This window comes from Streptomyces sp. NPDC085932 (assembly GCF_044540525.1).
Taxonomy (GTDB): Bacteria; Actinomycetota; Actinomycetes; order Streptomycetales; family Streptomycetaceae; genus Streptomyces; species Streptomyces levis.
The window spans coordinates 253,417-276,437 of sequence record NZ_JBITSJ010000002.1; the positions used below are offsets into that span (position 1 = coordinate 253,417).

Genomic DNA, 23,021 nt, shown 5'->3' on the forward strand with positions numbered 1-23,021 from the left:
GTCACTGCTCCTCGGTGTCCTCGTGGGACAGGGCTCGGACGGTGCGGGACGGGCTGGGTCGGCCCAGGTGGGCGGCCATCCACGTGCTCGTGGCGACGAGGCGGCCGAGGTCGATTCCGGTGTCGATGCCGAGGCCCCGCAGCATCCACACGAGGTCTTCGGTGGCGAGGTTGCCGGTCGCCGACTTGGCGTACGGGCAGCCGCCGAGGCCGCCCGCGGACGCGTCGATCGTCGTGACGCCCTGCTGGAGTGCCGCCAAGGTGTTGGCCAGGGCCTGGCCGTAGGTGTCGTGGAAGTGGACGCCGAGGGCGGCGGGCGGGATGCCCGCCTCGTCCAGGGCCGCGAGGAGCGCGACCACGTGGCCGGGGGTCGCGACGCCGATGGTGTCGCCGAGGCTCAGTTCGTCGCAGCCCATGTCCGTCAGGGCCCGGCAGACCTTCACCACCTGGGGGACGGGGACCGGGCCCTCCCAGGGGTCGCCGAAGCACATGGAGAGGTAGCCGCGGACGTGGACGCCGTCCGCCTTCGCGCGGGCCACCACCGGCTCGAACATCGCCAGGGCCTCGTCCACCGTGCGGTTGAGGTTGGCCTTGGCGAAGGACTCCGTGGCGCTGGCGAAGACCGCCACCCGGCGGGCCCCCAGCGCCAGGGCGCGGTCCAGGCCCCGTTCGTTCGGGACGAGGACCGGGAGGGCCGCCGGGAGGTCGCTGACGAGCGGGAACAACTGCTCCGCGTCCGCCAGTTGGGGGACCCACTTGGGATGGACGAAGCTCGTCGCCTCGATCGTCGTCAGGCCCGCGTCGGCCAGCCGGCGGATGAACTCCGCCTTGACCTCCGTGGGGACCGTCGCCTTCTCGTTCTGCAGGCCGTCGCGCGCGCCCACCTCGTGGATGCGGACCCGGCGGGGGAGGTCACCGGCCGGGACGGCCATCGGGAGCCCTGGGACCGTCATTCCGCCGCCTCCTCGTTCGGTGCGATGACCGCCAGGACCTGGTCCATGGCGACCGTGGTGCCGGGCGCCACGTCCAGCTCGGTGACCTTGCCCGCGTGCGGCGCGGAGATGACGTGCTCCATCTTCATCGCCTCCACCACCAGCAGGCTCTGACCGGCGCTCACCTCGTCGCCGACGGCGACCTTGACGACGGTCACCGTGCCGGGCATGGGCGCGGTGAGGGAGTCGGCGCCCGCGTGCGCCGCCCGGGTGAGGGACGCGGCGACCGGGTCGTGGTCGCGGACGTGCCAGGCGTCGCCGTCACGGCCGAGCCAGTCGGCGGCGCGGTGGAAGGTGTGCCGGACGCCGTCCAGCGTGACGGAGACCCGGTCGCCGGTGACCGTGGCCGTGCCGCGCGGGGTGTACTCCAGTGGCTCCTGGACCTTCAGGTGGAACGCCGGTGGCTTGCGGGCGCCGCCCAGGCGCCAGCCGCTCGGCACCGAGAACGGGTCCGTCCAGCCGCCCGGTTCGGGCCGCAGGGCCTCCAGACGGACGGCCGCCGCCGCCTCGTAGACCTCCTCGGGGACGTCCGTGGGGATCAGGTCCTCCACCGCGCGCTCGACCAGGCCGGTGTCCATGTCGCCCGAGACCACCGCCGGGTGGGCCAGCAGACGGCGCAGGAAACCGGCGTTGGTCTGCACGCCGAGCGTGACCGTCTCCGCCAGGGCCGCGCGCAGCTTGCGCAGGGCGGTCGCGCGGTCGGGACCGTAGGCGATGACCTTGGAGAGCATCGGGTCGTAGAGGCTGCCGACCTCCGTGCCCTCGGTGAGGCCCGAGTCGGTGCGGATGCCGTCGCCCCGGGGCTCGCGCAGCCTGAGCACCGTGCCGCCGGAGGGGAGGAAGCCGCGGGCCGGGTCCTCGGCGCAGATGCGGGCCTCCACGGCGTGGCCGGTCAGCCGCACGTCCTGCTGCGTGAAGCCGAGGGGCTCCCCGGCCGCGACCCGCAGCTGCCACTCGACCAGGTCCAGGCCCGTGATCAGTTCCGTGACCGGGTGCTCCACCTGGAGGCGGGTGTTCATCTCCATGAAGTAGTACGACGACGGGTCGGTGCCCGGGACGATGAACTCCACCGTGCCCGCGCCCCGGTAGCCGCAGGAGCGGGCCGCCTGGACCGCCGCCTCGCCCATCGCGGCGCGCGTCTCCTCGTCGAGGAGCACGCTGGGCGCCTCTTCGATGATCTTCTGGTGGCGGCGCTGCAGGGAGCACTCGCGCTCGCCCAGATGGACCACGTTCCCGTGGCCGTCCGCCAGGACCTGGATCTCGATGTGGCGGGGCCGGTCGATCCAGCGCTCCACGAGGAGCGTGTCGTCGCCGAAGGAGGCGCGGGCCTCGCGGCGGGCCGAGGCGATCTCCTCTTCCAGTCGGGTCAGGTCCCGCACCAGGCGCATGCCCTTGCCGCCGCCGCCCGCGCTGGGCTTGAGCAGCACCGGAGCGCCCAGCTCGCGGGCCGCCTCGGCCAGCTCCGGGTCCCGGCCGCCGGGCACCACCGGCACCCCGGCCTCCCGGACCGTCTCCTTGGCGCGGATCTTGTCGCCCATCAGCGCGATCGCGTCCGCCGGGGGGCCGATGAAGACCAGGCCGGCCTCGGCGCAGGCGCGCGCGAAGGCGGCGTTCTCCGCGAGGAAGCCGTAGCCCGGGTGGACGGCCTGCGCGCCCGTGCGGGCCGCGGCCTCCAGCAGGCGCTCCACCGACAGGTAGCTCTCGGACGCCGGGGCCGGGCCGATCCGCACCGCCGTGTCCGCCTCGCGGACGTGCCGGGCGTCGGCGTCCGCGTCGGAGAAGACGGCCACCGAGCGCACGCCCATCGACCGCAGCGTCCGGATGACGCGTACGGCGATCTCGCCACGGTTGGCCACCAGCACTGTCTCGAACATCGTCGTCCGTCCCCTCACATCCGGAAGACGCCGAACTGGGGGTCACCCAGGGGCGCGTTGGCGCAGGCGGTCAGGGCCAGGCCCAGGACCTGACGGGTGTCCAGCGGGTCGATGACACCGTCGTCCCACAGGCGGGCCGTCGCGTAGTAGGCGCTGCCCTGGCGCTCGTACTGGGCGCGGATCGGCGCCTTGAAGGCGTCCTCCTCCTCCGCCGGCCAGGACTCGCCGCGGGCTTCCAGCTGGTCGCGCTTGACCGTGGCGAGGACCGAGGCGGCCTGCTCGCCGCCCATGACCGAGATCTTGGCGTTCGGCCACATCCACAGGAAGCGGGGGGAGTACGCCCGGCCGCACATCGAGTAGTTCCCCGCGCCGTAGGAGCCGCCGACCACGACCGTGAGCTTCGGTACGCGCGTGCACGCCACGGCCGTGACCATCTTGGCGCCGTGCTTGGCGATGCCGCCCGCCTCGTAGTCCTTGCCGACCATGAAGCCCGAGATGTTCTGCAGGAAGACCAGCGGGATGCCGCGCTGGTCGCACAGCTCGATGAAGTGCGCGCCCTTCTGGGCCGACTCGGCGAACAGGATGCCGTTGTTGGCGACGATGCCCACCGGGTGGCCGTGGATCCGGGCGAAACCGGTGACCAGGGTCTGGCCGAACTCGGACTTGAACTCGGCGAACCGCGAGCCGTCGACCACCCGGGCGATGATCTCGCGCACGTCGTACGGGGTGCGGGAGTCGACCGGGACCGCGCCGTACAGGCCGTGCGGGTCGACCTTGGGCTCGACGGGCTCGGTGACCTCCCAGGGGAGGGGACCCCGGGCCGGGAGCGTGGAGACGATCGTGCGGACGATGCGCAGGGCGTGCGCGTCGTTCTCCGCGAGGTGGTCCGTGACGCCCGAGACGCGGGAGTGCACCTCGCCGCCGCCGAGCTCCTCCGCCGTGACGACCTCGCCGGTGGCCGCCTTCACCAGGGGCGGGCCGCCGAGGAAGATCGTGCCCTGGTTGCGCACGATCACGGCCTCGTCGCTCATCGCCGGGACGTACGCCCCGCCGGCCGTGCACGAGCCGAGGACGGCGGCGATCTGGGGGATGCCGGCGCCGGACATGCGGGCCTGGTTGTAGAAGATCCGGCCGAAGTGGTCGCGGTCGGGGAAGACCTCGTCCTGCATGGGCAGGAACGCGCCGCCGGAGTCCACCAGGTAGACACAGGGGAGGCGGTTGTCGAGGGCGACCTCCTGGGCGCGGAGGTGCTTCTTGACCGTCATCGGGTAGTACGTGCCGCCCTTGACCGTGGCGTCGTTGGCGACGATCACGGTCTCGCGGCCGCTGACCCGGCCGATGCCGGCGATGACGCCCGCGGCCGGGGCCTGCCCCTCGTACAGCCCGTCGGCCGCGAGCGGGGCGAGCTCCAGGAACGGCGAGCCGGGGTCGAGGAGGGTGTCGACGCGGTCGCGGGGGAGCAGCTTGCCGCGGGCCGTGTGGCGGGCGCGGGCCTTCTCGCCGCCGCCCTGTGCGGCCGCGGCCAGCTTGGTGCGCAGCTCCTCCACGAGGGTGCGGTGCGCCTCCTCGTTGGCCCGAAAGGCCTCCGACGCGGGGTCTGCCGCGCTCGTGAGCTCCGGTGCCTCGTGCATCCTGCGGGTCCCCTCACTTGTTAATGAGCGTTAACGCATTTCCTTCAGGTTAACGAGCGCTAACCTCCCTGTCTAGAATTGATTTCATGGCCACCAGAACCGACGCCCCCACCCGCCGTGAGCAGATCCTCAAGGAGGCCGCGCGGCTGTTCGCCGAGCGGGGCTTCCACGGGGTCGGGGTCGACGAGATAGGCGCCGCGGTGGGGATCAGCGGGCCCGGGTTGTACCGGCACTTCGCGGGCAAGGACGCGATGCTCGCGGAGCTGCTGGTGGGGATCAGCGGGCAGTTGCTGACCGGGGCCAAGCGGAGGGTGGCCGAGGCGGACGGGGGCGGGGCGGAGGGGCTGCTGGACTCGCTGATCGAGGGGCACATCGACTTCGCGCTGGACGACCGGCCTCTGATCACCCTGCACGACCGGGAGCTGGATCGCCTCCGGGACAGTGACCGGAAGATGGTGCGGCAGCTGCAGCGGCAGTACGTGGAGCTGTGGGTGGGGGTCGTGCGGGAGGTGTACCCCGGGTTGGGGGAGCCGGCGGCGCGGTCCGCCGTGCACTCGGTGTTCGGGCTGCTGAACTCGACGCCGCACCTGGGGAGGGGTGGGTCGTTGCCCGGGCGGGCGGCGACGGCGGAGTTGCTGCACCGGATGGCCCGGGGGGCGTTTGCGGCGGCGGGGGTCTGAGCGGCCTTCGCCCACCCGCCCGCCCGACACGATTGGCTCAAAGGGCCCGGCCGCTTCGGGGCTCCGCCCCGGGTCCCCGGAGGGGCTTCGCCCCCTGTACCCCACGGACGCGCGTCCCCGCAGGGGCTTCGCCCCCGGCACCCCACGGACTCGCTCTCCGTGCGCCTGCGCGCTTCGCCCCCGGCGAGCACCGTGACGAGCGTTACCCCACCCCCACCCTGGACGGTCGTTGATACTCGCCGGTATCTTTGGCTGAGCAAGCGCTTAGACATGATGTCGTGGAGGTGGCGGCGTGCGCCGTACGGTGTTCAACGAGGATCACGAGGCGTTCCGGGAGACCATCCGCGCCTTCATCGAGGCCGAGGTCGTACCCGTGTACGACGAGTGGTTCGCGGCGGGCCAGGCGCCCCGCGACTTCTACTACAAGCTCGGTGAGCTGGGCATCTTCGGCATCAACGTGCCGGAGGAGTTCGGCGGCGCCGGCCTGGAGACGCACAAGTTCGAGGCCGTGCTGTACGAGGAGACCGCGCGTGCCGGTGTCCAGTTCGGCGGCTCCGGCGTGCACGTGCTGCTCGCCCTGCCCTACATCAAGATGCTGGCGACGGACGAGCAGAAGAAGCGCTACCTGCCGAAGTTCGTCTCCGGCGAGGAGATGTGGGCCATCGCGATGACGGAGCCGGGCACCGGTTCCGACCTCGCGGGCATGAAGTCCACCGCCAAGCTGAGCGAGGACGGCACCCACTACGTCCTCAACGGCGCCAAGACCTTCATCACCGGCGGCGTGCACGCCGACCGCGTGATCGTCTGCGCCCGCACCTCCGCGCCCACGGCCGAGGACCGCCGCCACGGCATCTCCCTGTTCGCCGTCGACACCAAGTCCGAGGGCTACTCCGTCGGCCGCAAGCTCGACAAGCTCGGCCTGAAGACCTCCGACACCGCCGAGCTCGCGTTCGTCGACGTCAAGGTGCCCGTCGAGGACCTGCTCGGCGAGGAGAACAAGGGCTTCTACTACCTCGGCCACAACCTCGCCTCCGAGCGCTGGGGCATCGCCTTCGGCGCCTACGCGCAGGCCAAGGCCGCCGTCCGGTTCGCCAAGCAGTACGTGCAGGAGCGCACCGTCTTCGGCAAGCCGGTCGCGCACTTCCAGAACACCAAGTTCGAACTGGCCGCCTGCCAGGCCGAGGTGGACGCCGCCGAGGCCGTCGCGGACCGCGCGACCGAGGCCCTGGACGCCGGCGAGCTCACCCCCGCCGAGGCCGCCTCCGCGAAGCTGTTCTGCACCGAGGTCGCCCACCGCGTCATCGACCGCTGCCTGCAGCTGCACGGCGGCTACGGCTACATGAACGAGTACCCGATCGCCCGCCTGTACGCGGACAACCGCGTCAACCGCATCTACGGCGGCACCAGCGAGATCATGAAGACGATCATCGCCAAGGACATGGGCCTGTAAGGACACGGGTGAGTCAGGCACTAGAGGATCTCCTCGATCTGCTCGACCTGGAGCAGATCGAGGAGAACATCTTCCGCGGCCGGTCCCGGTCCGCGGTCGTCCCGCGCGTCTTCGGCGGGCAGGTCGCGGCCCAGGCCCTGGTCGCCGCCGGGCGGACGGTCCCCGACGACCGGCCCGCCCATTCCCTGCACGCGTACTTCCTGCGCATGGGCGACCCGGGCGCGCCCATCGTCTACAACGTCGAGCGCCTCCGTGACGGCCGCTCCTTCACCACCCGCCGGGTGGTCGCGGTCCAGCACGGCCGGCCGATCTTCTCCCTCTCCGCGTCCTTCCAGACGTACGAGGAAGGCCTCGACCACCAGGCGGCCATGCCGCCCGCGCCCGACCCGGAGTCGCTGCCGACCTCACACGAACGCTTCAGCGGCTACGACCACCTGGACCCGGAGATCGTCGAGCGGTTCCTGGAAGCCCGCGAGGCGATCGACCTGCGGTACGCGGAGGAGCCGCCGTACGGGAAGTTCGGCGAGCCGCGCGAACCGCACTCCCAGGTGTGGTTCCGCACCGCCGGAAAACTCGTCGACGACCCGCTGCTGCACGTCGTCCTCGCCACCTACGTCTCCGACATGACGCTGCTCGACTCCGTGCTGCTCGCGCACGGGCGCGGCGGCTGGGCCGTCGGGGACGTCGTCGGGGCCTCCCTCGACCACGCGATGTGGTTCCACCGGCCGTTCCGCGCCGACGAGTGGCTGCTGTACGACCAGGAGTCGCCGTCCGCGTACGGCGGCCGGGGGCTGGGGCAGGCGCGCATCCACACGCAGGACGGGCGGCTGGCCGTCACGGTGATCCAGGAGGGCGTGGTCCGCGTCCCGCGCACCCGGGCCTGACCGCGCGGCCCCGCCGCCCCGGCCTTCGCACGCACCGGGCCGGGCCTGGCCGAGCTGTGCCTTCGCCGACAGGCACGCCGCCCCCGGCCTCGCACTCGCCAGCCCCGGGGGGCGACCCCGGCCTTGCACGCACCGGACCCGGGCCTAGCCGAGTCCCGCCTCCGCCAGCAGGTATGCCGTCATCGGGTCGTAGTGGCGGGGGCTGACCACGTGGTCGTCCAGGGGCACCGTGACCTGGACCGTGCCCTCCGCCTCGGCGAGGAACAGGGCCGGGTCGTTGCAGTCGGCGTAGCCCACCGCGTCCACGCCGTGCTGTCCCGCGTAGCCCGCCCAGCCGTGGTCGGCGACGACCAGGTCGGGCAGGGGGCGGCCCGCGCGCTCCAGGGCCGTCAGGATCGCCTTCATCGGTTCGCCCGAGTGGGTGTGCCAGAGGGTGGCGCCGTGCTCCAGGACGGCCACGTCCGCGAACTGCATGACGTAGCCCTCCTCCGTCGTCAGGCCGTCCGGGATGACGACGATCTCGCAGCCGGCCGCGCGCAGGGCCGCCGCGGTCGCGCGGTGCACGTCGAGCAGGCCGCCGGGGTGGCCGGTGGCGAAGAGGACCCGCTGCTGCCCGTCCGCCGCCTTGCGCAGCCGCCCGGCCATCCGCTCCAGACCGGCCACGGTCAGCTCCGGGTCGATGGTGTCCTGGCCGTACCGGTGCTCCGGGTCGTCGTTCACGCCCACCCGTTCCGCCATCACCGCGAGGACGTCCTGCTCGTCGGTCCAGCGGTCGCCGAGTTCCAGGCCGAGCCAGTAGTGGCGGTCGCCGTTGGCCAGCTTGCGGTAGTGGGAGAGGTTGTTCTCGCGCGGGGTGGCGACGTCGCCCGCGATGCGCGTCCTGACGAGGTGCTCGACGAGTTCGGCGCGGCTGGGTGTCCCGGATATCGGCATGGCATCCATTGTGAGGCAGCCGTCCCGGGGGCGTCCCTGGCGTATCGCACGCTGGGACGTGCGTCACGTACTCAGCGGGACCCCGCTCACGTACTCAGATCACGTACTCGGATCACGTACCCGGATGACGTACTCGGCTCATGTCCTCAGACGTGCCGCAGCGCGAACCACAGTTCCATGCGGACGTCCGGGTCGTCGAGGTCCGTCTCCAGCAGCCGGGCGCAGCGGGCGACGCGCTGGCGGACGGTGTTGCGGTGCACGGACAGGGCGACGGCCGTGCGGTCCCAACTGCCGTGCAGGGAGAGCCAGGTGCGCAGGGTCTCGGTGAGCGCGGGCTGCGCCGCGACGGGGGCGAGCAGGGCCCGGGCGTGGGCCGCGGCCTCCTCGCCCGGCACCAGGTCGGCCAGCGTGGGACGGGCGCCGTGCCGGACCAGCGGGGCCCGGGTCGCGCGGGCCCGGGCCAGGGCACGCGCGGCCTGGGCGTCGGCGAGGGGCCAGTCGGACGGTGCGACGGCGGCGCTGACGCCCAGGGTCCAGCCGGGCAGCGGGGCGGGTGCCCGGCCGGCCGGGACCAGGACGCGGACGACGTCGCCCGCCGGGTCGACCAGGGCGGAGCCGAGCGCGGCCCCCAGCGCGGAGGCGGCGACCGGGTCGACGGCGGCCTCCGGCTCCGGCCGGGCGTGCACGACCAGCCACCGCCCGCCGCCGAGCAGCCCGGCGACGTCCTCGGGAGCGGCGCCCAGCAGCAGCCGTACCAGCGCCGCCGAACGGGCCGCGCCCGTGCCGCTCTGCTGCTCGCCGGTGAGCAGGGAGAGCAGCACGGCGGCGACGGAGGCGACGGTGTGGTCCCCGGCGGCCCGCCGCGGGGCGGCCACCCCGAGCACGAAGCCGGGACCGGCGCCCAATGCGTAGGAGGCCAGGTGCGTGCCGGCGACGGTGTCCGTCGCGGAGGCGGGCACGGGGCGTCCGGCCTCGTCCCCGGACGGCCGCACCACCTCCGCCAGGCGGGCGAGGGCCTCGCGCGCCTCGTCGCCCGGCTCCCGTCCGCCCTCCGCGACCACCGCACCCTCCGGGCCGTGGAGCACCGCCCAGCCGCCCAGCCGCCGGGCGAGCTGCCGCAGCACGGACGGGACCGGGTCGGGGCGGGAGGCGGCCGAGGCGAGGCTCTGCTGGGCCTCGGTCACCCGGCGCAGTTCGGACAGGCGGGCCCGGGACATCAGCTGCCACACCGCGCGGGCCACGCCCGAGAAGGTGGTCTGCGGCGGCACCTCCAGCAGCGGCAGGCCGTGCGCCTCGCACGCCTCGACCAGCGCCCTCGGCACCGTGTCGTGCACCGGGGCCACCCCGAAGCCGAGGGCCGCGCCGCCCGCCGCGACGATCCGGGACACGTAGTCGTCGAAGTAGGTCCCCGTCCCGGCCGCCTCCGGGATGTGCACCCCCGCCGTGAGCAGCAGTTCCCCGCCCAGCAGGTACGGGTACGGGTCGGCCATCTCCGAGGTGTGCACCCAGTGGACGGCGGTGCCGGCGGCGGGCGGTCCGGCGATCTGCGTCAGCGCGAGGTCCTCGCGGGCCAGCAGGGCGTCCAGCGCGACCGGCGGGGTGGGTGGGACGGCGGGCTCGGGCATGGTGTGCGTTCCCTCCATCCAGGGCCGCCTCGAATGGATGAAACGTACACTTCGCAGTCGCTTTCCGGCCACCTAAGGTCAGTGCTCGTCCCCCAACGAGCGAGCGCGTGCGAAGGAGGCCCCATGGCCGTCGACTACCTCGTGATCGTCGTCTACCTGGCCGGAATGCTGGCCATGGGCTGGTGGGGCATGCGCCGCGCCCGCTCCAAGAGCGAGTTCCTGGTGGCCGGCCGCCGCCTCGGCCCGGCCATGTACTCCGGCACCATGGCGGCGATCGTCCTCGGCGGCGCCTCCACCATCGGCGGTGTCGGACTCGGCTACCAGTACGGCCTGTCCGGTGCCTGGATGGTCTTCACCATCGGCCTGGGCCTGCTCGCCCTGTCCGTCTTCTTCTCCGCCCGCATCGCCCGGCTGAAGGTGTACACCGTCTCGGAGATGCTCGACCTGCGCTACGGCGGCGGCCGGGCCGGGATCATCTCCGGGCTCGTCATGTGGGCGTACACGCTGATGCTGGCGGTGACCTCGACCATCGCCTACGCCACGATCTTCGACGTCCTGTTCGACCTCAACCGCACGCTGGCGATCGTCCTCGGCGGCTCGATCGTCGTCGCCTACTCGACCCTCGGCGGCATGTGGTCGATCACGCTGACCGACATGGTGCAGTTCGTCGTCAAGACCATCGGCGTGCTGCTGCTCCTGCTGCCCATCGCCGTCGTCAAGGCCGGCGGGTTCGCCGAGATGAAGGCGCAGCTGCCCACCGAGTACTTCGACCCGCTCGGCATCGGCGGCGAGACGATCTTCACGTACGTGCTGATCTACACGTTCGGCATGCTCATCGGGCAGGACATCTGGCAGCGCGTCTTCACCGCCCGCAGCGACCGCACCGCGAAGTGGGGCGGCACCATCGCCGGCACCTACTGCCTCGCCTACGCCCTCGCCGGCGCGGTCATCGGCACGGCCGCCAAGGTGCTGTACCCGAAGCTGGGCAGCCCGGACGACGCCTTCGCGACCATCGTGAAGGACGAACTGCCCATGGGCGTGCGCGGGCTGGTGCTCGCCGCCGCGCTGGCCGCCGTGATGTCGACCTCCTCCGGCGCGCTGATCGCCTGCGCCACCGTCGCCAACAACGACATCTGGTCCCGGCTGCGCGGGACCGGCGCGGACGCACCGGCCGGCGACCACGACGAGGTGAAGGGCAACCGGGCCTTCATCCTGCTCATGGGCCTGGCGGTGATCGGCACGGCCATCGCGATCGACAACGTCGTGGAGGCGCTGACCGTCGCGTACAACCTCCTGGTCGGCGGACTGCTCGTGCCGATCCTCGGCGGCCTGGTGTGGAAGCGCGGCACGGTCTACGGCGCCCTGGCCTCCGTGGTGGTCGGCGGAGTCGCGGTCGTCGTGCTGATGGCGACCCACGGGATCCTCGCCAACGAGCCCGTCTACTACGGCCTGCTCGCCTCGCTCGCCGCGTACGTGATCGTCTCGCCGGCCACCCCGGCCACCGACGCCGCCGTGCTGGCCGCCTGGCGGGAGCGGCTCGCGGGCCGGTCCCCCGAACTCGCGTCCGAACCGGTCCCGGCTTCCCAGTAGAGTCATAGGGCAAGCAGTACATACGCGATGAAGCGTAGGAAAGAAGGCATTTCTCCATGAGCAGCAACGAGACTCCCCGCGGGCCCGTCGACTCCTCCCGCGTCCCGCGGTACGCCGGCCCCGCCACCTTCGCCCGGCTGCCCCGGCTGGACGAGGTCGGCCGGGCCGACGTCGCCGTCGTGGGCGTGCCGTTCGACTCGGGTGTCTCGTACCGGCCGGGCGCCCGCTTCGGCGGCAACGCGATCCGCGAGGCGTCCCGGCTGCTGCGCCCCTACAACCCGGCGCAGGACGCCTCCCCGTTCGCCCTGGCGCAGGTCGCGGACGGCGGCGACATCGCCGTGAACCCGTTCAACATCAACGAGGCCGTGGAGACCGTCGAGGCCGCCGCCGACGACCTGCTCGGCACGGGCGCCCGGCTGATGACCCTCGGCGGCGACCACACCATCGCGCTGCCCCTGCTGCGCTCGGTCGCGAAGAAGCACGGCCCCGTGGCCCTGCTGCACTTCGACGCCCACCTGGACACCTGGGACACCTACTTCGGCGCCGAGTACACGCACGGCACCCCGTTCCGCCGCGCGGTCGAGGAGGGCATCCTCGACACCGAGGCCCTCTCCCACGTCGGCACCCGCGGCCCGCTGTACGGCAAGCAGGACCTCACCGACGACGAGAAGATGGGCTTCGGCATCGTCACCTCGGCCGACGTCTACCGCCGCGGCGCCGACGAGGTCGCCGACCAGCTCCGCCAGCGCATCGGCGACCGGCCGCTGTACATCTCCATCGACATCGACTGCCTCGACCCGGCCCACGCCCCCGGCACCGGCACGCCCGAGGCCGGCGGCATGACCTCGCGCGAACTGCTGGAGATCCTGCGCGGCCTGGCCTCCTGCAACCTGGTCTCGGCGGACGTCGTCGAGGTGGCCCCCGCGTACGATCACGCGGAGATCACGTCGGTGGCCGCCTCCCACACGGCGTACGAACTGACCACGATCATGTCCCGCCAGATCGCCGCGGCCCGGAAGGACTCGGAAGCCAAGTGACCCACGACCACGACCTGGTGCTCCGCCCGACGCCCGCCCAGACGGAGGCCGCCCTCAACCCTCCGGACGGCCGCAACGGCGGGGACCTGGTCGTGGAGACCCTGGCCGCCCTGGGCGCGACGACCGTCTTCGGTCTGCCCGGCCAGCACGCGCTCGGCATGTTCGACGCGCTGCGCCGCTCCGACCTCAGGTACATCGGCCTGCGCGTGGAGAACAACGCCGGGTTCGCCGCCGACGCCTACGGCCGGATCACCGGTGAGGCCGCGCCGCTGCTGCTGTCGACCGGGCCGGGCGCGCTGACGTCCCTCGCCGCGCTCCAGGAGGCGGCGGCCGCCTCCGCGCCCGTGCTGGCGATCAGCAGCCAGGTGCCGACCGCGGGCCTCGGCGGCGGGCGCCACGGCTACCTGCACGAACTGCCCGACCAGGCGGCCTCGTTCCGGGGCGTGGTGAAGTCCGTCCACACCGTCCGCACCCCGTCGCAGATCCCCTCCGCGATCGAGGCGGCCTGGAAGTCGGCGCTGACCGCCCCGCACGGGCCGGTGTGGGTGGAGATCCCGCAGGACGTGCTGCTCGCGCAGACGGCGATCCCGGTGGTGACCGGCGGCGACGCCTTCCCCGAGGAGCTGCCGCCCCGCCCCGAGCTCACCGCCGTCGCCGCGCACCTGCTGTCGCACGCGTCCCGGCCGGCGATCATCGCGGGCGGGGGAGTGGTCCGCGCCGACGCCTCCGGCAAGCTGAAGCAGCTGGCGGAGACGCTGCGGGCGCCGGTCGTCACGACCCCCGGCGGCAAGGGCGCCTTTCCCTGGAACCACCCGCTCTCGCTCCAGTCCTGGATCGAGGACCGGCACACCACCGACTTCCTGGAGGACGCCGACGTCCTGCTGGTCGTCGGCTCGGGGCTCGGCGAACTCTCCTCGAACTACCACACGTTCCAGCCGCGCGGCCGGATGATCCAGATCGAGGCCGACCTCGGCAAGCTGGAGTCCAACCACCCCGCCCTCGGCATCCACGCCGACGCCCGGCTGGCCCTCCAGGCCCTGCTGGAGACGGTGTCGCCCCGCGAGGACGCGACGGCGGCGGACCGCGTCCGGGCCGTGCTCGCCAAGGTCACCGACCGCATCGCCGCCCAGGACCTCACCCTGGAGCAGGACGTGCTGGCCTCGGTGCGCAAGGCGCTGCCGGCCGACTCCCCGTCCTTCTGGGACATGACCATCCTGGCGTACTGGGCCTGGTCGGCCTTCGACGCCAAAGGCCCCAACCACCTGCACTCCGCCCAGGGCGCCGGCGGTCTCGGGTACGCCTTCCCGGCCGCGCTCGGCGCCGCCGCGGCCGACCCGACCCGGCCGGTCCTCGCCGTCTCCGGCGACGGCGGTGCCCTGTACTCGATCGCCGAGCTGGCGACGGCCCGCCAGTACGACCTGGACGTCACCTGGCTGATCGTCGACGACGGCGGCTACGGCATCCTGCGCGAGTACATGACCGACGCGTTCGGCGAGGCCACCGCGACCGAACTCACCCGGCCCGACTACGTGGCCCTGGCCGAGTCCTTCGGCGTCCCCGGGATCCGCACCACCCCGGAGCACCTGGAGCAGGACCTCGCGAAGGCGCTGCGCACGCCCGGGCCCTCGGTGGTCCTGCTCCCCGCCGTGCTGCGGATGTTCGCGCCGACGCACCTGGACTGAGCGGCGGCCGGACCGGCCGGCCGGAGTTCCCCGCTCCTCACATGGGAGGGCCAGGACGGGGCACCTGTGTATCCGCCGACCAGCGAAGGGGAACACATCATGGCAATCGCCGCCGTCATAGCCGTCTGCGTCGTCCTGGCCGTCCTGGCCTTCCTCGTACCCCGCCTGTCCCGCCATCCCGAACGCGGCACGCAGCGCACGCTCGGCGCCGGCGCCCGGGCCGGCGGCAAGGCGCCCGGCCCGCTGGGCCGGCTGTTCAGCAAGCCCTTCCACACCAGCTCGCGCGCGGTGAGCCGCAGCGGTTCGGCGGGCCGCCGCACCCGCGGCCGCCTGCCCTTCTGACCGGCGCGCGGGCCGAGCGGGGAGCACGGACATGAACGCCGAGAACGCCGGGAACGGCGACGCCGACAAGCTGCTCGACGGGCTCACCGTCGACGACAGCAGACGCGAGCAGCCGATCGTCCTGGACGCCGACGGGCGCCCCATCCGCACCTGGCGGGAGAACTACCCGTACGACCGCAAGGTGGGGCGCAAGGAGTACGAGCGCACCAAACGCATCCTGCAGATCGAGCTGCTCAAGCTCCAGCGGTGGGTCAAGGACACCGGCGCCCGCGTGGTCGTCGTGTGCGAGGGGCGTGACGCGGCGGGCAAGGGCGGCACGATCCAGCGGTTCATCGAGCGGCTCAACCCGCGCGGCGCCCGCGTGGTCGCCCTGGACAAGCCCACCGAGCGCGAGACGGGCCAGTGGTACTTCCAGCGGTACATCGCGCACCTGCCCACCGCCGGGGAGATCGTCTTCTTCGACCGGTCCTGGTACAACCGGGCCGGCGTGGAGCGGGTCATGGGCTTCTGTTCCAAGGACGAGTACGAGCTGTTCCTCGACCAGTGCCCGGCCTTCGAGCGGATGCTGGTCGACGACGGCGTCCTGCTGGTGAAGTTCTGGTTCTCCGTCTCCCGCGCGGAGCAGCGCACCCGTTTCGCGATACGGCAGGTCGACCCGGTGCGCCAGTGGAAGCTCTCCCCGACCGACCTGGCCTCGCTGGACCTGTGGGACGACTACACCGAGGCGAAGGTCGACATGTTCCGCGCCACGGACACCGCGCACGCCCCCTGGACCGTGGTCAAGAGCAACGACAAGCGGCGCGCCCGGCTGGAGACCATGCGCAGTCTGCTGTCGCGCATCGACTACGCCAGCAAGGACCACGAGGCGGTCGGCACGCCCGACCCGCTCATCGTCGGCGCCGCCGACACCCTCCTGGAGCCCGGTGAGGAGGACACGACCCTGTCACCCACCCCGCTGTCCTCCGGCGCCGAGGGGCCCGGCCGTCACCCGGAGACCGCCTGACCCCGGCGCCATCGCCTGCGATCACACCCCCGGGGAGGGAGCCCTCCCCGGGGGTGTCACTCTGCGGTGGGGCGTCACTCTGCGGCCGCGTCGGCGGGGCGGAAGCACGCGGTCACCGACTTGCCGTGCCGCTGGCAGCGCATCCCCCACTCGTCGGCGAGCTGCTGCACGATGGCCACGCCACGGCCGCCGACGTCCCCCGGCTCCGACCGGCGCGGGCGGGGCAGAGTGGGGTCCTCGTCGTGGACGCTCACATGGAGGCAGTCGCCGTCCCAGGTGAGGACCAGATGGGCGTCGCTGTGCGCGTGGACGTGCGCGTTGGTGATCAGTTCGGACACGGCCAGGACGACGGCGTCCACCGTGTCCGGCTCCGCGGCGGCCCACGGCAGGGACGCGAGGCGCTCGCGTGTCCAGTCCCGCCCGGCGCGCACCCCCTCGGACATGGGGAACGAGTGAGCCCAACCCATCGCCTTCACCGCCACCGCACGACCTCATCTCCCTCGGTCCTCAGCCTGCCCGGACCGGGTACCCGGCGTCCGCACCACCAGACATGGGGTCAGTGGAACCAGAACAGCAGCGTGTCCGGATTCCCGCCGCGCGTGCGTGCGTTCTCCCACTCCCGCGCCTCGAACCGCATGACGTCGGCGAACCGGCGGGCCGCGTCACGGAATTCGGGGTCGAGCCGGTCCAGCACGGACGTGTAGGTCCCGGCGAGCGCGGCGGCCCGCCGGGCCGGCAGGGTGCCGATGGCGGGCACGGCGTCACCGGGATGGGGCAGGGGCAGCGGCGGGCCGCTGAACAGGAAGGTGCCGGGGAGCAGGTCGGACGGGACGCCGTGCCGGGCCAGTTCGTCGTCCAGGGTGCCGAACCACGCCGGGCGCCGCCAGGCACCGAGGTCGGTCGGGTCCGAGAAGTGCGCCGCGACCACCTGGTAGAAGGCGTAGCTGTACGCGGGGCACAGGTCGGTGCTCGGAGCGCCCTCGATCAGCTCGTCCAGGGCCCGGCCGATGGACACGTCGAGGGCGATGCCCTGCTCCTCGAACCGGGCGTCGGTGCGCTCGCACTCCGTGCGGATCCGGGCCAGCGTGCGCTCCTGCTGCTCGGTGCGCTCCACCGCGGTGAGCAGCCGCACCACCGTTCTCATGTCGCCGGTGCTCATCTCGAGGCAGTAGCCCACCCTGTGCTTCCCTTCACCGGTCGCCGGACACCGGTGTCCATGATCGGGGACGCCGGGCCGGCCCCGGACCGAGGGGCCGGGGCCGGTCACGGGTTCCGGCGGGCCGGGTGACGGGGCGTCAGCCGACGTCGGCCGGGTCCGGGCGGTGGGCCGTCGACCGGTTCGGCCGCGACGGGGTGTCCGTGCCCGGCCCGGAACTCGGACCGGAGTTCGTGCCGTTGCTGTAGTCACGCTCCTCGACCGCCGAGCCGTGCTCCCGCACCCACCCGTGAGCGCGCCGCGTCCGGTAACGAATCGCACAAGCCTTGGGCAACGCCTACAACCTTTGCCGCGGGTCCGTGAGTCAAGACGTGCATGACTCCTGGGATATCCCGCCGCGCGAGAGTGCTGGCGGCGGCCGTGGGCACGGGTGTGCTCGTGCCGCTCGTCGCCGCCGCCACGCCCGCCGCCGCTGCCACGCCGGCCGTGACCTGCACCTCGGCCAAGGCCGCTCTGGCCACCAAGCTGAAGAAGGACATCACCGCCGCGCTCGCCACCCGCAAGGGCACGGTCGCCCTCGGTTTCCACGACCGCAGCACCAACACCACCTGCACGCTGCGCGCGAGTTCGGCCTACGACTCGGCCAGTGTCGTCAAGGTCACCGTCCTCGCCACGCTGCTGTGGGACGCGAAGAAGACCAACCGGTACCTGACCGACCGCGAGAACACCCTCGCGAAGGCCATGATCACCAAGTCGGACAACGCCGCGACCTCCACCCTGTGGAAGCAGCTCGGCATGACGAAGATCAAGGGCTTCCTCGCCGCGGCCGGCATGACCCAGACCAAGCCCGGCGCGAACGGCTACTGGGGCCTGACCCAGATCACCGTCACCGACGAGCAGAAGCTGCTGAAGCTCATCACCGGCAAGAACACGGTGCTGAGCGACAACTCCCGCGCCTACATCCTCAAGCTGATGAGCCAGGTCGTCTCGTCCCAGCGCTGGGGCACTCCGTACGGCGTGCCCGCGGGCGTCACCGTCGCCGTCAAGAACGGCTGGCTGCAGCGCTCCACGAACGGCTGGCGGGTGCACAGCATCGGCGCCTTCAAGGGCGGCGGCCACGACTACACGATGAGCGTGCTCACGCACGGCAACAGCACGATGAACTACGGCATCGCCACCATCCAGGCGGTGGCCAAGGTCATCCACCGGGACCTGGCCGCGAGCTGAGCCGACGCTTCACCGCGCCGCCCACCGGGCGTCACCGGCCCGCCCTACGGTGACGCCCATGCCCTTGAGAACCCACCTCGCCCTGCTCACGGCGGGTCTGGCGGCGGCCACGTGCCTGACCGCCGCCGGCCCCGCCCAGGCGTCGACGCCCCACGCCTGCTCGCCGTCCGTCTCCCTCGACCGCTACTCGGACGCGCTCGACAAGACGACGTACCAGAACACCGTCGTCGGCAACCTCTCCGCCCTGGCCGTCGACCGGGACGGCTCCCTGGCCGCGCTCTCCGACCGCTCGGCCCTGTTCCGCCTGGACCCGCGGACGCTGCGGCCCCGGTCCGTGCTCCCGCTCTCCGACGAGAACGGGACCGCGCTCGACTCCGAGGGACTGGTCGCCGACCGGGACGGCACGTACCTCGTCTCCTCCGAGACCGAGCCGTCCGTACGCCGCCACTCCCGCACCGGCGAGATCCTCGACCGGCTCCCCGTCCCGGACGAGCTGCGCGTGGCTCCCGCCGGCCGGGGCCGGGCCAACGGCACCTTCGAGGGCCTGACCCTGCTGCCCGGCGGCCGCACCCTGGTCGCGTCCATGGAGTACCCCCTGGCCGGCGACCCGGCCGACACCGTCCGCTTCCAGACCTGGCAGCGCCACGGCTCCCACTTCCGGCCGGGCGCCCAGTACACCTACCGCACGGACCCCGGCCTCGGCGTCCCCGAGATCCGGGCGACCCCCGACGGCCGCCTCCTGGTCCTGGAGCGCGGCTTCACGGCCGGGGTCGGCAACACGGTCCGCCTCTACCTGGCCGACCTCCGCCACGGCCTGCGCAAGAGACTGCTCACCGACCTCGTGACCTGCCCGTCCCTGGGAGCCACGGCCAAGCAGCCCCAGCCCAACCCGCTCCTGGACAACATCGAGGCCATGACGGTCACCGGCCGCGACCGGGGCCGCCTGAAGGTCGTCCTGGCCAGCGACGACAACGAGAACCCGGCCCAGACGACCCGCTTCTACGCCCTGCGGATCCGCCTCTGACCACATCTCCCGGACACCTGGCGCGCGGCACGCATGATCAGACGACCTAGGTCCGGGGGACGACATTCCTCGTCCGTCGGTCGGGGACACGGCGGCGCGGGATGAAAACCGCTGCCCACGACGTTGGTGCCTTCCGGCAGAGCAGGACGAGTGGAAGGCACCGGTGTGACACCGAAACGGGGATGGGCACGGCGACTGTGGGCGTACGCGTGGCGTCACCCGAAGGACGTCGTCCTCGCTCTCGGCTCCTCCCTCGCCGGCATGGCCGTGATGGCCCTCGTCCCGCTGATCACCAAGGTGATCATCGACGACGTCATCACCGACCACACCAGGGACATGACCACCTGGGCGGGCCTGCTCGTCGCCGCCGCCCTGGTCGTGTACGTCCTCACCTACGTCCGCCGCTACTACGGCGGCCGCCTCGCCCTCGACGTGCAGCACGACCTGCGCACGGACATGTTCGGCACGATCACCCGGCTCGACGGCCGCCGCCAGGACGAACTGTCCACCGGCCAGGTCGTCGGCCGCGCCACCAGCGACCTGCAGCTGATCCAGGGCCTGCTCTTCATGCTCCCGATGACCATCGGGAACTTCATGCTGTTCCTGATCTCCCTGGTGATCATGGCCTGGCTGTCCGTGCCGCTCACCCTGGTCGCCCTGGCCGTGGCGCCCGCCCTGTGGTGGATCGCCAAGCGCAGCCGCACCCGGCTGCACCCCTCCACCTGGTACGCCCAGGCCCAGGCCGCCGCCGTCGCGGGCGTGGTCGACGGCGCCGTCAGCGGCGTGCGCGTGGTCAAGGGCTTCGGGCAGGAGGAGCAGGAGACCGGCAAGCTCCGGGACGTCAGCCGCAGGCTCTTCGCGGGCCGGCTGCGCACCATCCGCCTGAACTCCGTCTACACCCCGGCCCTGCAGTCCGTGCCCGCCCTCGGCCAGGTCGCCATGCTGGCCCTCGGCGGCTGGCTGGCGGTGCGCGGGCACATCACGCTCGGCACGTTCGTCGCCTTCTCCACCTACCTCGCCCAGCTGGTCGGCCCGGTCCGCATGCTCGCCGTGGTGCTCACGGTCGGCCAGCAGGCCCGCGCCGGCACCGAGCGGGTCCTGGAGCTGATCGACACCGAGCCGTCCCTGACCGACGGCACCAAGGAACTGCCCGCCGACGCCCCGGCGACCGTCGAGTTCGACGACGTCTCCTTCGGCTACGAGGACGGCCGCCCGGTCCTCGACGGGCTCTCCTTCGAGATCCGCCCCGGCGAGACCCTCGCCGTCGTCGGCTCCTCCGGCTCCGGCAAGTCCACCGTCTCCCTGCTCCTGCCGCGCTTCTACGACGTCACCCGCGGTGCCGTCCTGGTCGGCGGCCACGACGTGCGCGAGCTGTCCCTGGAGTCGCTGCGGTCCGCGATCGGCCTGGTCCCCGAGGACTCGTTCCTCTTCTCCGACACCGTCCGCAACAACATCGCCTACGGGCGTCCGGACGCCACCCGGGAGCAGATCGAGAAGGCCGCCCGCGCCGCCCAGGCGGACCGGTTCATCGCCGAGCTGCCCGACGGCTACGACACCACCGTCGGCGAACACGGCCTCACCCTCTCCGGCGGTCAGCGCCAGCGCGTGGCCCTCGCCCGCGCCATTCTCAGCGACCCGCGTCTGCTGGTCCTGGACGACGCCACCTCCGCCGTGGACGCCCGCGTCGAGCACGAGATCCACGAGGCGCTCAAGGGCGTCATGCGCGGCCGGACGACCCTGCTGATCGCCCACCGCCGCTCCACCCTGAACCTCGCCGACCGCATCGCCGTCCTGGACGGCGGCCGGCTCGCCGACATCGGCACCCACGAGGAACTCCAGGAGCGCTCGGCGCTCTACCGGCGCCTGCTCACCGACCCCGACGAACTGGGCGCGGTCTCCCCGGGCCACACCCCGCCCGCCTGTCCCGAGGAGGACACCTCCGTCCGGGACGAGCTGGACGCCGAGTTCGACGCCGAGCGCGGGGTCACGCCGCGGCTGTGGAGCGGTGACCGCGAGCGCAAGGACCCGGCCCTCGCCGAGAGCCCCGCCACCCCCGAACTCCTCGCCCAGGTCGAGGCGCTGCCGCCGGCCACCGACGTGCCGGACGTCGACGAGGCACGGGCCGTCCGGCCGGAGGAGTCCTACGGCCTGCGCCGGCTGCTGCGCGGCTTCGGGTTGCCCCTGCTGGTCAGCCTCGCCCTGGTCGCCACCGACGCGGGCATGGGCCTGCTGCTGCCGGTGCTGATCCGGCACGGCATCGACTCGGGCGTCACCCAGGCCGCCCTCGGCGCCGTGTGGGCGGCGTCCCTGCTCGCGCTGCTGACCGTGCTCGTGCAGTGGGCGGCCCAGGTCGGCGAGACCCGCATGACCGGACGCACCGGCGAGCGGGTGCTGTACTCCCTCCGCCTGAAGATCTTCGCCCAGCTCCAGCGCCTCGGTCTCGACTACTACGAGCGCGAGCTGACCGGCCGGATCATGACCCGGATGACGACCGACGTCGACGCGCTGTCGACGTTCCTGCAGACGGGCCTGGTCACGGCGTTCGTCTCGGTCGTCACGTTCTTCGGCATCATGGTCGCCCTGCTGGTCATCGACGTGCAGCTGGCCCTGGTCGTCTTCGCGACGCTGCCGCCGCTGATCATCGCCACGTTCTTCTTCCGCCGGGCCAGTGTGAAGGCCTACGAGCTGGCTCGTGAGCGCGTGTCGGCGGTCAACGCCGACCTCCAGGAGTCGGTCTCGGGACTGCGGATCGTGCAGGCCTTCCGGCGCGAGCGCGACGGCGGGCGGCGGTTCGCCGAGCGCAGCGACAGCTACCGCCGGGCCCGCATCCGGGGCCAGTGGCTGATCTCCGTGTACTTCCCGTTCGTGCAGTTCCTGTCGTCCGTGGCGGCCGCGGCCGTGCTGATCGTGGGCGGGGCCCGGGTCGACGACGGCACGCTGGCGATCGGCTCCCTGGTGGCGTACCTGCTCTACATCGACCTGTTCTTCGCGCCCGTGCAGCAGCTCTCCCAGGTCTTCGACGGCTACCAGCAGGCGTCCGTCTCGCTGGGCCGCATCCAGGAGCTGCTGCGGGAGCCCACGTCGACGAAGTCCGCCGACGAACCCCGCGAAGTCCTCTCCCTGCGCGGTGAGATCGCGTTCGAGGACGTGCACTTCGCGTACGGGGACGACGAGGAGGCGCTGGTCGGGGTCGACCTGCGCATCCCGGCCGGGCAGACCGTCGCGTTCGTCGGCGAGACCGGCGCGGGCAAGTCCACCCTCGTCAAGCTCGTGGCCCGCTTCTACGACCCGACCGGCGGCCGGGTCACCGTCGACGGCGCCGACCTGCGGACCCTGGACCTCACCTCCTACCGGCACCGTCTGGGGGTCGTCCCGCAGGAGGCGTACCTGTTCCAGGGCACCGTCCGCGACGCCATCGCCTACGGCCGCCCCGACGCCACCGACGCCGAGGTGGAGGCGGCGGCCCGCGCGGTCGGCGCCCACGACATGATCGCCACCCTGGAGGGCGGCTACCTCCACGAGGTCGCCGAGCGCGGCCGCAACCTCTCCGCCGGGCAGCGCCAGCTGATCGCCCTCGCCCGGGCCGAGCTGGTCGACCCGGACGTGCTGCTGCTCGACGAGGCCACCGCCGCCCTGGACCTGGCCACCGAGGCCCAGGTCAACCAGGCCACCGACCGGATCGCGGGCCGCCGCACCACCCTGGTCGTCGCCCACCGCCTGACCACCGCCGCCCGCGCCGACCGGGTCGTCGTCATGGACCACGGCCGGGTCGCCGAGGACGGCACGCACGAGGAGCTGCTCGCGCGCGGCGGCCGGTACGCCGAGTTGTGGCGGACGTTCATCGGCGCCGAGCCGGAGGAGCCGGTCGCCGCGTCCCGCTGAGGTCCCTGAC

General features: G+C 72.7%; 18 protein-coding genes. 11 read left to right on the plus strand and 7 right to left on the minus strand.

Translation table 11 applies throughout. The annotated features are described in order from the left end of the window. Window position 1: 1 nt before the first annotated feature. The 3 genes from ACIGAQ_RS10400 to ACIGAQ_RS10410 are packed head-to-tail and all read right to left on the minus strand — an operon-like array spanning window position 2 to window position 4,496. Window positions 2-952, minus strand: a complete 951-nt coding sequence (locus tag ACIGAQ_RS10400) for a hydroxymethylglutaryl-CoA lyase (protein WP_362275106.1) — start codon at window positions 950-952, stop codon at window positions 2-4. After that, window positions 949-2,865, minus strand: coding sequence for a biotin carboxylase N-terminal domain-containing protein (locus tag ACIGAQ_RS10405; protein ID WP_399781156.1), 1,917 nt, complete (start codon window positions 2,863-2,865; stop codon window positions 949-951). Before ACIGAQ_RS10405 ends, ACIGAQ_RS10400 begins: the two co-directional genes overlap by 4 nt. 14 nt (window positions 2,866-2,879) lie before the next feature. Then, window positions 2,880-4,496, minus strand: a complete 1,617-nt coding sequence (locus ACIGAQ_RS10410) for a carboxyl transferase domain-containing protein (protein ID WP_399781159.1) — start codon at window positions 4,494-4,496, stop codon at window positions 2,880-2,882. A gap of 86 nt (window positions 4,497-4,582) precedes the next feature. Here ACIGAQ_RS10410 and ACIGAQ_RS10415 point away from each other — a divergent pair, with 86 nt between their 5' ends. The 3 genes from ACIGAQ_RS10415 (at window position 4,583) to ACIGAQ_RS10425 (ending at window position 7,510) form a co-directional block, all read left to right on the plus strand. Beyond that, complete coding sequence (locus ACIGAQ_RS10415) at window positions 4,583-5,176, plus strand: TetR/AcrR family transcriptional regulator (RefSeq protein WP_362275097.1); 594 nt, start codon at window positions 4,583-4,585, stop codon at window positions 5,174-5,176. 292 nt (window positions 5,177-5,468) lie between these two features. Beyond that, window positions 5,469-6,626 (plus strand): acyl-CoA dehydrogenase family protein, encoded by a 1,158-nt coding sequence (locus tag ACIGAQ_RS10420; protein WP_311689266.1) that lies wholly within the window; start codon window positions 5,469-5,471, stop codon window positions 6,624-6,626. Between the two features lie 8 nt (window positions 6,627-6,634). Continuing rightward, on the plus strand, window positions 6,635-7,510 hold the full coding sequence (locus tag ACIGAQ_RS10425; protein ID WP_399781163.1) for an acyl-CoA thioesterase: 876 nt from the start codon (window positions 6,635-6,637) through the stop codon (window positions 7,508-7,510). Between the two features lie 144 nt (window positions 7,511-7,654). Here ACIGAQ_RS10425 and ACIGAQ_RS10430 read toward each other — a convergent pair whose 3' ends face one another. Then, window positions 7,655-8,443, minus strand: a complete 789-nt coding sequence (locus ACIGAQ_RS10430; protein ID WP_311686409.1) for a phosphatase — start codon at window positions 8,441-8,443, stop codon at window positions 7,655-7,657. A 146-nt stretch (window positions 8,444-8,589) separates the two neighbouring features. Next, window positions 8,590-10,068 carry a PucR family transcriptional regulator ligand-binding domain-containing protein gene (locus ACIGAQ_RS10435; RefSeq protein WP_399781167.1) on the minus strand — a complete coding sequence of 493 codons (1,479 nt, stop codon included), beginning with the start codon at window positions 10,066-10,068 and terminating at the stop codon, window positions 8,590-8,592. 123 nt (window positions 10,069-10,191) lie between these two features. Between ACIGAQ_RS10435 and ACIGAQ_RS10440 the strand changes: the two genes are divergently transcribed. From ACIGAQ_RS10440 to ppk2, 5 genes are all read left to right on the plus strand, one after another. Further along, a complete protein-coding gene (locus ACIGAQ_RS10440) occupies window positions 10,192-11,658 on the plus strand; it encodes a sodium:solute symporter (protein ID WP_399781170.1) in 1,467 nt (488 codons plus the stop codon). 56 nt (window positions 11,659-11,714) lie between these two features. Beyond that, a complete protein-coding gene (gene speB / locus ACIGAQ_RS10445; RefSeq protein WP_053674033.1) occupies window positions 11,715-12,695 on the plus strand; it encodes an agmatinase in 981 nt (326 codons plus the stop codon). After that, window positions 12,692-14,377: a thiamine pyrophosphate-binding protein gene (locus tag ACIGAQ_RS10450; protein WP_399781173.1), complete on the plus strand. Its 1,686-nt coding sequence runs from the start codon at window positions 12,692-12,694 to the stop codon at window positions 14,375-14,377. The genes speB and ACIGAQ_RS10450 overlap by 4 nt, the downstream gene beginning before the upstream one ends. A gap of 99 nt (window positions 14,378-14,476) precedes the next feature. Further along, window positions 14,477-14,719: a DUF6411 family protein gene (locus ACIGAQ_RS10455; RefSeq protein ID WP_311686419.1), complete on the plus strand. Its 243-nt coding sequence runs from the start codon at window positions 14,477-14,479 to the stop codon at window positions 14,717-14,719. A 31-nt stretch (window positions 14,720-14,750) separates the two neighbouring features. Next, window positions 14,751-15,722 carry a polyphosphate kinase 2 gene (gene ppk2 / locus ACIGAQ_RS10460; RefSeq protein ID WP_311686421.1) on the plus strand — a complete coding sequence of 324 codons (972 nt, stop codon included), beginning with the start codon at window positions 14,751-14,753 and terminating at the stop codon, window positions 15,720-15,722. Window positions 15,723-15,796: 74 nt separating this feature from the next. Here the strand turns inward: ppk2 and ACIGAQ_RS10465 are convergent, their stop codons facing one another. Together ACIGAQ_RS10465 and ACIGAQ_RS10470 are read right to left on the minus strand one after the other, a co-directional pair. Beyond that, window positions 15,797-16,204 carry an ATP-binding protein gene (locus tag ACIGAQ_RS10465; protein WP_362275080.1) on the minus strand — a complete coding sequence of 136 codons (408 nt, stop codon included), beginning with the start codon at window positions 16,202-16,204 and terminating at the stop codon, window positions 15,797-15,799. A 74-nt stretch (window positions 16,205-16,278) separates the two neighbouring features. Then, window positions 16,279-16,866: a hypothetical protein gene (locus tag ACIGAQ_RS10470; RefSeq protein ID WP_399781178.1), complete on the minus strand. Its 588-nt coding sequence runs from the start codon at window positions 16,864-16,866 to the stop codon at window positions 16,279-16,281. Window positions 16,867-17,253: 387 nt separating this feature from the next. On the opposite strand from ACIGAQ_RS10470, the gene ACIGAQ_RS10475 reads away from it, so the two are divergent. From ACIGAQ_RS10475 to ACIGAQ_RS10485, 3 genes are all read left to right on the plus strand, one after another. Beyond that, window positions 17,254-18,105, plus strand: a complete 852-nt coding sequence (locus ACIGAQ_RS10475) for a serine hydrolase (RefSeq protein WP_311686427.1) — start codon at window positions 17,254-17,256, stop codon at window positions 18,103-18,105. Window positions 18,106-18,163: 58 nt separating this feature from the next. Further along, window positions 18,164-19,129 (plus strand): esterase-like activity of phytase family protein, encoded by a 966-nt coding sequence (locus ACIGAQ_RS10480; protein WP_399781181.1) that lies wholly within the window; start codon window positions 18,164-18,166, stop codon window positions 19,127-19,129. A gap of 165 nt (window positions 19,130-19,294) precedes the next feature. Then, window positions 19,295-23,011, plus strand: coding sequence for an ABC transporter ATP-binding protein (locus tag ACIGAQ_RS10485; protein ID WP_399781184.1), 3,717 nt, complete (start codon window positions 19,295-19,297; stop codon window positions 23,009-23,011). Window positions 23,012-23,021 lie beyond the last annotated feature (10 nt).

Excerpts from the sequence above, each read along its gene's own strand:
- ACIGAQ_RS10400 (WP_362275106.1), bottom strand. The coding sequence starts at position 952 with ATGACGGTCCCAGGGCTCCCGATGGCCGTCCCGGCCGGTGACCTCCCC.
- ACIGAQ_RS10405 (WP_399781156.1), bottom strand. The coding sequence starts at position 2,865 with ATGTTCGAGACAGTGCTGGTGGCCAACCGTGGCGAGATCGCCGTACGC.
- ACIGAQ_RS10410 (WP_399781159.1), bottom strand. The coding sequence starts at position 4,496 with ATGCACGAGGCACCGGAGCTCACGAGCGCGGCAGACCCCGCGTCGGAG.
- ACIGAQ_RS10415 (WP_362275097.1), top strand. The coding sequence starts at position 4,583 with ATGGCCACCAGAACCGACGCCCCCACCCGCCGTGAGCAGATCCTCAAG.
- ACIGAQ_RS10430 (WP_311686409.1), bottom strand. The coding sequence starts at position 8,443 with ATGCCGATATCCGGGACACCCAGCCGCGCCGAACTCGTCGAGCACCTC.
- ACIGAQ_RS10435 (WP_399781167.1), bottom strand. The coding sequence starts at position 10,068 with ATGCCCGAGCCCGCCGTCCCACCCACCCCGCCGGTCGCGCTGGACGCC.
- ACIGAQ_RS10440 (WP_399781170.1), top strand. The coding sequence starts at position 10,192 with ATGGCCGTCGACTACCTCGTGATCGTCGTCTACCTGGCCGGAATGCTG.
- speB (WP_053674033.1), top strand. The coding sequence starts at position 11,715 with ATGAGCAGCAACGAGACTCCCCGCGGGCCCGTCGACTCCTCCCGCGTC.
- ACIGAQ_RS10455 (WP_311686419.1), top strand. The coding sequence starts at position 14,477 with ATGGCAATCGCCGCCGTCATAGCCGTCTGCGTCGTCCTGGCCGTCCTG.
- ppk2 (WP_311686421.1), top strand. The coding sequence starts at position 14,751 with ATGAACGCCGAGAACGCCGGGAACGGCGACGCCGACAAGCTGCTCGAC.
- ACIGAQ_RS10470 (WP_399781178.1), bottom strand. The coding sequence starts at position 16,866 with ATGAGAACGGTGGTGCGGCTGCTCACCGCGGTGGAGCGCACCGAGCAG.
- ACIGAQ_RS10475 (WP_311686427.1), top strand. The coding sequence starts at position 17,254 with ATGACTCCTGGGATATCCCGCCGCGCGAGAGTGCTGGCGGCGGCCGTG.
- ACIGAQ_RS10480 (WP_399781181.1), top strand. The coding sequence starts at position 18,164 with ATGCCCTTGAGAACCCACCTCGCCCTGCTCACGGCGGGTCTGGCGGCG.